Here is a 10,952-nt window from a genome sequence, read left to right as displayed (position 1 = left end):
AATAGCAGAAAAATGCCTATTTTTAACTTGATTTTAAACAGAGTATCTACATGGAAGTATTCACCCAGCACCTAAATTCCATAGTCCATTGGCTATGGTTAACTACCGTGGATAATTTAGGTGCTGGGTTCACGGCTTCCTGTCAAGCGAGTCACCGAATCGCCACAAAGCCTACTACTTGTAGCAGTTATTTTGTGCATATTCCTAACTTTATGAAGGTATGGGGTATGGATAGCGAGGATGTCGGCAGCAGGGCAGATTTTTGCTCCATGCAAAATCTGCATTCACGCCATCCTTGGCGTTCGATTGCTGCCGTCAAGCCCCCCATGGATGGGTTCACCCAGCACCTAAATCCAGCACCTAAATAAGCCATGATTTTGAATCATTGCCAAAGACCTATGGAATTTAGGTGCTGGGTGAACGGCGGTCCTCGATAGACACATCCCATACCTTTTATTCGTAGACGGTTTTTCGATCAAAAGGGAGTAATGAATGCTCAGGCACACTCGAGCCGGTTTCGGCCTTTTTCCTTCGCTCGATAGAGCGCATCGTCGGAGGCCTTCATCAATTCATCGATAGTCTTGAACTGACCGTTGTAGGTTGCAAGACCCAAACTCAGCGAAACATAACTATCGACTTTAGACCCTTCGTGAGGAATTTTCCGAGCGGACACGGCCAACCTAATTTTTTCGGCTAAATCCCTGCTTCCTTGCCAGTCCGTATTCGGCATGATCACAGCAAATTCCTCGCCGCCGTAACGGCAAGCCAAATCGGTCGCTCGCTGAGGCACCGAAGCGATGGCCTCTGCGATTTTTTTCAAGCAGTCATCGCCCGCCATATGCCCATACCGATCGTTATAAACTTTAAAATAATCGATATCGCACATCAGCAACGATAGCGGGTGCTTGTCACGTCTGGCATGATTAAATTCTCTTAACAGTGTAGTATCGAAATTGCGTCGATTCGCGATACCGGTCAGTTGATCGTGTAGCGATGCAAAACTGAGCGCCTCATTGGCATGCATCAAATCCCGTTGTACGCCATGCAGTTTTCGCCGCATTTCATAAATGCGTTCCATAGCAACGATTTGCATTTCTAGACGTTTCGGGCTAATCGGCTTGGCCAGATACGCATCGCCACCGGCCCTGATACATGCGGCATAGGAGTCGTCATCGGTTTTGATCGTTAAAAAAATAATCGGAAACCAATCGTCGCCTTTCAAAGACCGGATCGCTTGTGTCGTCTCGAATCCGTTCAAACCGGGCATTTCAATATCCATCATGACCAAATCGACATCGTTCGATCGAATAAATTCAAGCCCCTCCGCTCCGTTTTCGGCATGAATCACATGATGTCCAAGCTCCTTGACACACTCCGCAACCAGCATTCGAATGGCTTTACTATCGTCTATTACCAATATTTTCATAAGAATTTCTTTACTATAAACCCGATTTCCAATACTAATTTCCCGAAAAAACGCCCTTTAAAAGGGACTATGTTCGCGTTAATAGTTGAAATTAATACTACACCAATTTCGAAACTTGAAGACTGTAGGTACGCGCAGCGTACCCTACAATTCACTTTGGATTTATAAGTACTTCCGGTATTGGTAGGTGTTTCCAACTAATTACCGCATACATAGCCTTAAAATATCGCTGATCCGATATCCAGAATAAATGTTCTTGCGGCTTCAAATCCAAAATAACGTCTCTTTACACATCCAAGAATTAGCCGATCAGGGCTTAATACTAGCATTCCTTAAAATAAACATGGGAATTCGTCATCAGCATCTCATCGGTTTTATTAATACCCCAACATAATGAGGTAGGGATTTTTTTTATAAATCGTCCACTTTCGAGTTGATTCGTTATAATACGTTGCACAAAAAAACAATAACCGCAGTAAGCGGAAAATAAGCTGGGGGATGCATGAGCGAGAGCAACAACGAAAAGCATAAAATTCTGATTGTCGGCGGCGGCGCGGCCGGACTGGAGCTGGCAACGACACTAGGTAATAAATTAGGCAAAGCGGGTTTGGCTGAAATCAACCTCATCGATGCCTCCTCGACTCATATTTGGAAACCTTTATTGCATGAGGTCGCGGCCGGCACCCTGGATGAAACCGAGCAAGTCGATTATCTGGCGCAAGCCTATCGCAGTCATTTCCGTTTCCGCCTCGGCAAAATGGCCGGTTTGAGCCGCGAAAAAAAAGAAGTCTATTTGAGCCCGACATACAGCGATAGCGGCGAAGAACTGATACCCGAACGCACATTCAAATACGACACCCTAGTCATGGCTGTCGGGAGCATCAGCAATACTTTCAATATCAAAGGGGTGGCCGAACACTGCATGTTTCTCGACACAACCTCGCAGGCCTTCAAATTTCAAAAGCAACTGGTCGAAACTTATATCAAACGCCATGTCAGTAAAGGCGGCAGCAAGGACAAACCGTTATCGATCGCGATTGTTGGCGCCGGCGCAACCGGCGTAGAATTATCAGCAGAACTGCACGAAGTGACGCATCTATTGAATGTCTATGGACTCGACCAAGCCGGCGATGTAAAAATTACGATTATCGAAGCGGCCACGCAATTATTACCTGCCCTACCGACTAAGCTGGCACACGCGACGCAACAACAATTGGTCAAGCTCAATATCGACCTAAAGCTTGGACGGCGGGTCACCGAAGTCTCGAAAGACGGCATCACGACTCACGACGGGGAATTCATTCCAGCCGACCTCAAAGTCTGGGCGGCCGGTATCAAGGCACCGGACTGGCTACAACAAATCGACGGCTTGGAAACAAACCGAATCAATCAATTGGTCGTCAATGACGTTCTGCAAACGGTCGACCCCAGTATTTTCGCGATCGGCGATTGCGCAGCCTCTTCTTGGCCGGGGCATGAACAAAACGTTCCTCCGCGCGCTCAGGCCGCTCATCAACAAGCCTCGACGGTAGCGAAATCCATCGTCAATCACTTGCAAGGCAAAGACCCAGTCAAATTTGTATATCACGACTACGGTTCGCTAGTTTCGTTGGGCAAATATTCTACCGTCGGCAATTTGATGGGCAACCTGATGGGTTCAGTCACGATCGGCGGCTTTATCGCCCGCATCGTTTATCTGTCGCTTTATAAAATGCATCAGGTCGCGATCCACGGTTATTTTAGAACCGCAATGTTGACACTTTCCAATTTATTTCGACGCAGTGCCCATGCCAAAATAAAAATGCACTAAAAATCGTAATTATTTAGCATAATTCATGTATGAGAAGGTGTCGGGCATTGATTTATAAGGCTATCTGCAACAGGACGTTGCAGTCAGAGCTTACAGGGATGTATTCACGCGTCCTTAGAAATCAATGCCTGACACCAACCTACCGCATGCGCTGAATAGTTACTAAAAATCATATTCAATCAGCCCCTTTTTTACAAACCACATACCTTTAATAACTATCATGTTTGAAATTGAATACATTTTTCGTGAAGAGGATTTAATCCATTTCAACGAAGTCCAACTGCAGCAAAACGACGAAGTATTGAATAATATCCGCAAAAACCGGCTGGTTTTTCCCGGCGCGCTAGTGATTATCGGTATTTTTTATTATTTTTACTATGGCGATATGATGACGGCGGCTTATATTTCCAGCATTGCCATTCTTTGGGCGCTGCTCTCGCCGAAAATCATGATGCTCGACATGCGTCGCCAAATCATGAAAAATTATACCGAAAAAGAAAAAGCCGATATGTTCGGTCGATATACGCTCAAGATAGAACCCGATCATTTGCTCGAAATATCGCCGAGCGGCAAACACAAGATGCCTTGGAACGAATTAATCCGAGTCGAACAAGAAGACGAGCATTATGTCTATATTTTCATTAGTCTCAATACCGCTTTGGTCATTCCGGCAAAAACCGTCAAAAAGGGCAAACTGAAGGAATTCGCCGAGCAAGTGCAGAGTATGATCGATAGAAAAAGCTAAACGCCAAACATGCTGAATTTTAAAAACGTATCCTTGAGACGCGGCCCAAACCTACTATTTAGTCAAGCGTCCTTTACAATTCATCAAGGCCAAAAAGTCGGTCTGACCGGTGCGAACGGCGCGGGAAAATCCAGCCTTTTCGCACTACTGAGGGGCGAGTTGCACACCGATGAAGGCGACTTTTCGATGCCGCCGGGCCTCGAAGTCGCGCATGTCGCACAAGAAACGCCGGCGGTCGCCAGTTCGGCGATCGATTACGTGATTGATGGGGATCAAGAGTTAAGACGACTGCAAAAACAATTAAGCGCGGCCGAACAAACCGGCGATGGGTTAAAGCTGGCAGAATTACATGCAGCCTTGGATATCATCGGCGGTTATACCGCCGAAGCCCGCGCAGCCCGTCTGATGAACGGACTAGGGTTTCGCTCCGATCAAGAACAAAATCCGGTCGGCTCGTTTTCCGGCGGCTGGCGCATGCGCTTGAATCTGGCGCAAGCCCTAATGTGCCGTTCGGATCTTTTACTGCTCGACGAACCGACCAATCATCTAGATCTGGATGCGGTCATTTGGTTGCAAGATTGGCTTTGCAAATATCCCGGCACCTTGCTTTTGATTTCGCACGATCGCGACTTCCTCGATGCCATCGCCAGCCATATCGCGCATATCGAACAACAAAAAATCGAACTTTATACCGGCAATTATTCGGCTTTCGAAAAAATGCGTGCTGAAAAACTCGCACAGCAACAATCCGCGTTCGAAAAACAACAACGCGAAATCGCTCATATTCAAAGTTTTGTAGACCGTTTCAAAGCCAAGGCCACCAAAGCCAAACAAGCGCAAAGCCGAATTAAGTCGCTTGAACGCATGGAACTCATCGCTCAAGCGCACGTCGATTCGCCCTTTAATTTCAGTTTCCGTAAACCGCAAAAAATGCCTAACCCGCTGCTCAAATTGCAAGAGGCCTGTATCGGTTACGGAACGACAATAGTGATCGACGGTGCGGAATTGACCCTCGCCCCAGGCGATCGAATCGGCTTATTAGGCCCCAACGGCGCAGGAAAATCCAGTTTAATCAAAGTACTAGCCGGAGAAATGCAGCCTTTGGCCGGCAAAATACTGACCGCCGACGCACTAAACATCGGCTATTTCGCCCAGCATCAACTCGAGCAATTGCGAATCGATGAAAGTCCTCTGCAGCACCTGCAAAGACTCGATAAACAAGCGACCGAAAAGGATTTACGAAATTATCTCGGCGGTTTCGATTTTAGGGGCGACAAAGTACTGGAACCTGTCGGCCCTTTTTCCGGAGGCGAAAAAGCACGCTTGGTTTTAGCGATTTTAGTGTATCAAAACCCGAACCTATTGCTGCTGGACGAGCCGACCAACCATCTTGATTTGGAAATGCGCCACGCTTTGAGCGTCGCGCTACAGGATTATGAAGGCGCCATGCTGATCGTCTCGCACGACCGGCATCTACTGCGCTCGGTCACCGATCAATTGCTGCTGGTTGCTGACGGTAAAGTCCAACCTTTCGACGGCGACCTGGACGATTACCGTTCCTGGCTGACCGAACAAACCAAAAGCGAACAACCGCCCGAAGAAGCCGCCAGCCAATCGCTTTCTCGAAAAGATCAGCGCAAGCTTGAAGCCGAACGCCGGCAAAAAAACAAACCGCTACTCGATGCATTGAAAAAGTCCGAACAAGCAGTCGAAAAACTGCACCGGGAACAATACGAACTAGAGCAGCAACTAGCCGATCCGACTGTTTATCAAGACCAGGAAAAAGAGCGCTTAAAGCAGCTACTGACGCGCAAAGCCCGTATCGATAAGGATCTTGAAGAAGCCGAAGCGGAATGGCTCGAAGCCGAAACCAAACTCGAAGAAGCCAGCTAGCTTATGTACGAATGGGTCATGCTATTTTTCGATCTTTGCCGATTTCGGAAAGGCCCGCAAGACCTTCCCTTTTCGCAGGCTTTGCTGCTGAGTTCTATTATGGCCTATGCCATTCTGGGCTTTTTGATGCTGTATATCGATAGCGGCTGGTTTAACGCAATTATGCAGGTATCGGTCGGCGCCTTATTATTGCTGGCTTTTGCCAAAATCATATTGCTCATTTCACGAAAACCCGGCCGTTTTGTGCAAACATCGAGCGCGCTGCTTGGAACCGATGCCTTGATAAGTTTCTTCGCACTCCCGATTATTGCCGGCATGACAACCGGGCGAGTCTCGCTTTTGGCCTTCGCGGCACTGGTCGCGTTAATGATCTGGCATTGGCTAATTACCGGACACATAGTCCGTCATGCCCTGTCCGCATCCTTTAGCTTTGGACTGGGTGTCGCATTCTTGTATATCATGGCATCTTATTGGCTCATGGCTCAGCTGTTTCCCTAACCTTGCGCTTCTAATGGAAATTTTATGAAAAATTATACCCATATCTTACTCGCGGTTGACTTTTCCGATCATACAGATGCCATTGCCGAACGTGCACGCGACTTGGCCGATAAATACCAAGCTAAAATAAGCCTGCTGCATGTCGTCGATAATCTTCCGATTGTAGACACAGTGAACGGGCCGATTATTCCCTATGAAATTGACCTAACCGAACAATTAATGGAATCGGCCAAATTGCGACTAGAAAAACTAGCGGAACGATTCAACATCCCCGAAAACAATCGCTTTCTCGAATTGGGCAGCCCGAAAATCGAGATCGTCAGAATCGCCGAGGAAAACGCGGTCGATTTGATCGTCGTCGGCTCGCACGGCCGACATGGACTCGCATTGCTGCTAGGATCCACGGCCAACGGCGTATTACATCACGCCAAATGCGATGTCCTTGCGGTACGCATTACAGACGAATAAACCCGCCTCGACCTTGAACCTTGAACCTTGAACCTCATTTAACAAACATGATCGGACATATAGAAAGTTTTGACCTCGGCAGACAAACCGGCGTAATAAAAAGCGGAGACTCTTTTTACGAGTTTCATCTCGACAGTTGGCAATCACCCGACTTACCTGAGCCTGGCGACGATATCAATTTCGAATTGGAAGAAGGCGAAGCCAAATCGGTTGTGTTAATCGGCTCCTATCTCAATCCGCACAAACCGGTAAAATCTCGACTGCTGGCAACGATACTCGCGTTGCTTTTGGGCGGCGTCGGCGCACATCGTTTTTATCTCGGCTATTATTGGATCGGTCTTGCTCAGATCGCGGTGACTGTTTTGACCATTGGTTTTGGCGTGGTATGGGGCTTTATTGAGTTTGCCCTGTTACTCAGCAAAAATTTCGATATAGACGCCAAAGGCAGACCGTTGAAATAAACCTAAAGCAGTTGAGAGCCTCTAACTACCGTTCGCCCTGAGCCCTTCGACTTGGCTCAGCACGAATGGTCTACAACACACACCAACTGCTCTTTTTAGGATAAACGTAGATTGAAATCGCTTAGGATTCGATCATAAATAACTTCCCTATTTTAATTCAAGGTAAGCAGGTTTGGTTGCTCGATTGGCAGGTGTCGGCGGCAGGGCAGATTTTTGCTCCTCGGCAATTGCTCCTGCATTGCCCTAATACACGCCATCCCTGGCGTAATGCAAAATCTGCATTCATGCCATCCTTGGCAAGCATACCCCACACCCTGTTTGATCCCCAAATTGGGAATTGCTGCCGAACCCGCTACAAAACTCACAGCACATGGAAGTTATTTTTCACGAAATCCTTAGCCCTGTTTAACCTGCGAAAGGTATATATCGAATGACAGAATCTAAACCGATTTACCTGATTCACTCCGATGAGTTGGATAAAACGAATTTAGTTCTAGCCAAGCAACATCCGCTAATTGTTGAGAACGACATTTCAATTCGCCCGATTAAGGTATCGAACCTTAGCGGTCTATATGTCAACGGCAATTTAAATCATGCCTTGGTTTGGGTTAAACACACCGATTTTCAGGCCGTACTCACTGCTGCATTCAATAAAAGCATCGCATTGAGCTTTCTGCCGTATCCCAACGAATTACGACCCGTATTTTTCGATCATCTTGGACTGCCCAATAAGCTTGACGACTGCTTAGCGTTGGCATTACAAACAGAAACGGTGGCGATCGATTTGATCCGCTGCAACGGAGAATTCATTAGCCGCGGCATCGGCCTGTTGAATCAAACAGCACTAGCCGAATTGATCGAGGCCGGCAATACGCGAAATCTCTATAAGAAAACAAAGTTTTATTGTCAGCGCTTGATTCATGCCTTTAGCTTGCAACCTATTGCCATCGAAATAGAAACCGCGAAAGGCAGATCAGTCAAAACGGCAATCACCGGCTTGTATCTATTGGATCTTGCAAAACGAAATCCATTTGCCAAACTTTTCGGCGAATCGGCATCGCTAAAAGATGGCCGATTGTCGTTCGTGTTCTTTGCACCGCAATCAATTTTAAGCTACATCCAATCGACATCGATGACTATTCCACCGTCTTCGGTACAGCTACCGAGACAACTAGGATTCGTTCGAAGCGTTTCTTTGCGCATAACCGCAAAACAGGATATTGGCTTTTGGATAGAGCACAAACCGGTCTCGACACGCGAGCTATTTTTGGAAACGGTTCCTGCCGCCCTTAAAATCACCGTCGGCGAAAGTTTTCGATCGCTCAACTCGCAATCCGGCGACAAAGAAAATTTCAATGTGGAGAACCTACCGCAAGGGGAAGCGCGGCTGAAATATTTCAGTAAAACCTTGCCTTTTTTCCCCCATGCGCTCGAATCCGATTTTAAGGACTTGTTCCTAGCACTCAAGGAAAACGCCAGGACGACGAGCACTTATGTCTTATTAATGGTACTCAGTACCATGCTAGCCACGTTGGGTTTATTTTTGAGTAGTCCGTCCGTCGTTATCGGCGCGATGGTTTTAGCACCCTTGATGGCACCGATTATTTCTTTGTCGATGGGCTTGCTTCGCTCCGAAAAATTCTTGACTCGCGAATCAATCGTTTCGCTGCTGTCCGGTATCGGCATCGCGCTTGCTATTTCATCGGCAATGGCAGCATTATTGCCTTTCAAGGATGTTACTTCGGAAATCGAAGCCCGTTTGCATCCATCGACGCTGGATTTGTTGGTCGCGGTTTTTTCCGGCATCGCCGGAGCCATGGCCCAAGCCCGCGAAAATATCGCCAAAAGTTTGCCGGGCGTTGCCATCGCAGTCGCCTTGGTGCCTCCCCTCTGCGTTGCCGGTATCGGCATCGGTTGGCTTGAATCCGATATTTTTTTGGGCGCCATGCTCTTATTCTTGACTAACTTGATCGGAATTACGATGGCCGCCCTCATTTCGTTCATGGTCATCGGGTTCGCGCCTTTTACTCGGGCCAGAAAAGGCATTTTGCTATCGAGCCTATTGTTGGCATTGATTTCCGTGCCTTTGTTCTATTCTTTCCAAACCATGGAGCAAATCGCCGATATCAAAACTCAATTGGCCGGTAGAACCTATCAAATCAATGGACACCGGCTTGAACTTCGGAATATCAAGGTCAATACGCTACGACCGCTCAATCTAAACGCCGATCTGCTCACCAATACCATGCCGGACGAATCGGTGTTTACTCGGCTCGAGGATGATTTACATACGGAACTCGGTAGGCCTGCCCGCTTCAATTTTGCTTTGCATTTTGTTAGGGAAACATTTGCCGCCAATGAAAAAGAGCAATAAACCTAAAAAAGCATTTCATCATGAAGAATAAGAAGTTAATTCAATAACTTGCCATTCGTTTGTATGCAACTTTCGCTCACCCGAAAGGTTAGCTGGAATGTTTAGATAATCTCTTGAAATACCTCATTAACTTCATGTACTTCATGGTTGAACTGCCGGATTTAGGATAAATCGCGCATATATCCTCGCCAGAAACGACGCCGCACTAAAATCTACTCCGCAATGCACCAGACCGGTTCACAAAGGCACAAAACAATCCTTATCTAACAAGATCTGATATTCATTATTAATAATTTCAATTACTTATACTTTTAACAGCACTTGGCACGATTTCCGCTTATCTTCAATTGAGTTTCTTAAAGCAAAGGCGCTTTAACCCCACTAGGGATTAAAGCGCCTTTTTTTTGCCTTGTGTTTTTTTAATTGATCAGAGGAATGCCATGTCTTATTTAGTCCCTTCGGAATTTGTCACCAAAATGGTCGATGCCGGTGAATCTAAAGTCTATATGTCAACACGAGATACGTTGATCAGAGCCTATATGGCCGGTGCGATTCTTGCGTTAGCTGCCGTATTTGCAGTCAGTATCACTGTCGAAACCGGTTCTCCGATCTTCGGCGCGATTCTGTTTCCCGTCGGTTTTTGCATGTTGTACTTACTGGGTTTCGATCTATTGACCGGTGTTTTTGTTCTGGTGCCGTTGGCATGGATCGATAAACGCCCGGGAGTGACAGTAGGCGGTATTTTCAGAAACTGGGGATTGGTCTTTGTCGGCAATTTCCTCGGTGCTTTAACCGTGGCGGTGATGATGTCGTTGGTTTTCACCTACGGATTTTCGGTCGAGCCGAATGCCGTTGGTAAAAAACTCGCCGGCGTCGGCGAAGCACGTACACTGGGATATGCCCAATACGGCGTCGCGGGCTGGTTTACGATTTTTATCAGAGGCATGCTATGCAATTGGATGGTGTCTACCGGCGTGGTCGGAGCAATGATATCGACTACGGTCAGCGGCAAAGTGATCGCGATGTGGATGCCGATCACACTGTTCTTCGCCATGGCCTTCGAACATTCCGTGGTCAACATGTTTCTGTTTCCGGCAGGCTTGATCATGGGCGGCAATTTTTCGATCATGGATTATTTCATCTGGAACGAAATACCCACGGTACTCGGCAACCTAGTCGGCGGGCTTTCGTTTACCGGCTTGACGCTATATAGCACTCATGTAAAAACCGCACCGAAACGCGCTCTGTAACTCGCCCCTTTTAATAGAGTCTCGAGC

General features: G+C 47.1%; 9 protein-coding genes. 8 read left to right on the top strand and 1 reads right to left on the bottom strand.

Annotation, left to right across the window (positions count from 1 at the left end):
• Nucleotides 1-496 precede the first annotated feature (496 nt).
• On the bottom strand, nucleotides 497-1,426 hold the full coding sequence (locus tag ACRJJO_RS15205) for a diguanylate cyclase (protein ID WP_431066523.1): 930 nt from the start codon (nucleotides 1,424-1,426) through the stop codon (nucleotides 497-499).
• 502 nt (nucleotides 1,427-1,928) lie between these two features.
• Here ACRJJO_RS15205 and ACRJJO_RS15200 point away from each other — a divergent pair.
• From ACRJJO_RS15200 to ACRJJO_RS15165, 8 genes are all read left to right on the top strand, one after another.
• The gene (locus ACRJJO_RS15200) at nucleotides 1,929-3,236 is read left to right on the top strand and encodes an NAD(P)/FAD-dependent oxidoreductase (RefSeq protein ID WP_431066522.1); all 1,308 of its coding nucleotides are present in this window, start codon (nucleotides 1,929-1,931) and stop codon (nucleotides 3,234-3,236) included.
• A gap of 220 nt (nucleotides 3,237-3,456) precedes the next feature.
• A complete protein-coding gene (locus ACRJJO_RS15195) occupies nucleotides 3,457-3,981 on the top strand; it encodes a YcxB family protein (RefSeq protein ID WP_431066521.1) in 525 nt (174 codons plus the stop codon).
• A 9-nt stretch (nucleotides 3,982-3,990) separates the two neighbouring features.
• A complete protein-coding gene (locus ACRJJO_RS15190) occupies nucleotides 3,991-5,874 on the top strand; it encodes an ATP-binding cassette domain-containing protein (RefSeq protein ID WP_431066520.1) in 1,884 nt (627 codons plus the stop codon).
• Between the two features lie 18 nt (nucleotides 5,875-5,892).
• Nucleotides 5,893-6,372 (top strand): hypothetical protein, encoded by a 480-nt coding sequence (locus ACRJJO_RS15185; RefSeq protein ID WP_431066519.1) that lies wholly within the window; start codon nucleotides 5,893-5,895, stop codon nucleotides 6,370-6,372.
• Between the two features lie 24 nt (nucleotides 6,373-6,396).
• Nucleotides 6,397-6,840 carry a universal stress protein gene (locus ACRJJO_RS15180; protein ID WP_431066518.1) on the top strand — a complete coding sequence of 148 codons (444 nt, stop codon included), beginning with the start codon at nucleotides 6,397-6,399 and terminating at the stop codon, nucleotides 6,838-6,840.
• A gap of 47 nt (nucleotides 6,841-6,887) precedes the next feature.
• Nucleotides 6,888-7,301, top strand: coding sequence for a TM2 domain-containing protein (locus tag ACRJJO_RS15175; protein WP_014147769.1), 414 nt, complete (start codon nucleotides 6,888-6,890; stop codon nucleotides 7,299-7,301).
• 430 nt (nucleotides 7,302-7,731) lie between these two features.
• The gene (locus ACRJJO_RS15170) at nucleotides 7,732-9,675 is read left to right on the top strand and encodes a DUF389 domain-containing protein (protein WP_431066517.1); all 1,944 of its coding nucleotides are present in this window, start codon (nucleotides 7,732-7,734) and stop codon (nucleotides 9,673-9,675) included.
• Nucleotides 9,676-10,115: 440 nt separating this feature from the next.
• A complete protein-coding gene (locus tag ACRJJO_RS15165; RefSeq protein ID WP_125220142.1) occupies nucleotides 10,116-10,925 on the top strand; it encodes a formate/nitrite transporter family protein in 810 nt (269 codons plus the stop codon).
• Nucleotides 10,926-10,952 lie beyond the last annotated feature (27 nt).

This window comes from Methylotuvimicrobium sp. (genome assembly GCF_050611805.1).
Classification (GTDB): Bacteria; Pseudomonadota; Gammaproteobacteria; order Methylococcales; family Methylomonadaceae; genus Methylotuvimicrobium.
This window is presented reverse-complemented; position numbering and strand designations above follow the sequence as displayed.

Excerpts from the sequence above, each read along its gene's own strand:
- ACRJJO_RS15165 (WP_125220142.1), top strand. The coding sequence starts at position 10,116 with ATGTCTTATTTAGTCCCTTCGGAATTTGTCACCAAAATGGTCGATGCC.
- ACRJJO_RS15205 (WP_431066523.1), bottom strand. The coding sequence starts at position 1,426 with ATGAAAATATTGGTAATAGACGATAGTAAAGCCATTCGAATGCTGGTT.
- ACRJJO_RS15200 (WP_431066522.1), top strand. The coding sequence starts at position 1,929 with ATGAGCGAGAGCAACAACGAAAAGCATAAAATTCTGATTGTCGGCGGC.
- ACRJJO_RS15170 (WP_431066517.1), top strand. The coding sequence starts at position 7,732 with ATGACAGAATCTAAACCGATTTACCTGATTCACTCCGATGAGTTGGAT.
- ACRJJO_RS15175 (WP_014147769.1), top strand. The coding sequence starts at position 6,888 with ATGATCGGACATATAGAAAGTTTTGACCTCGGCAGACAAACCGGCGTA.
- ACRJJO_RS15190 (WP_431066520.1), top strand. The coding sequence starts at position 3,991 with ATGCTGAATTTTAAAAACGTATCCTTGAGACGCGGCCCAAACCTACTA.
- ACRJJO_RS15180 (WP_431066518.1), top strand. The coding sequence starts at position 6,397 with ATGAAAAATTATACCCATATCTTACTCGCGGTTGACTTTTCCGATCAT.
- ACRJJO_RS15195 (WP_431066521.1), top strand. The coding sequence starts at position 3,457 with ATGTTTGAAATTGAATACATTTTTCGTGAAGAGGATTTAATCCATTTC.
- ACRJJO_RS15185 (WP_431066519.1), top strand. The coding sequence starts at position 5,893 with ATGCTATTTTTCGATCTTTGCCGATTTCGGAAAGGCCCGCAAGACCTT.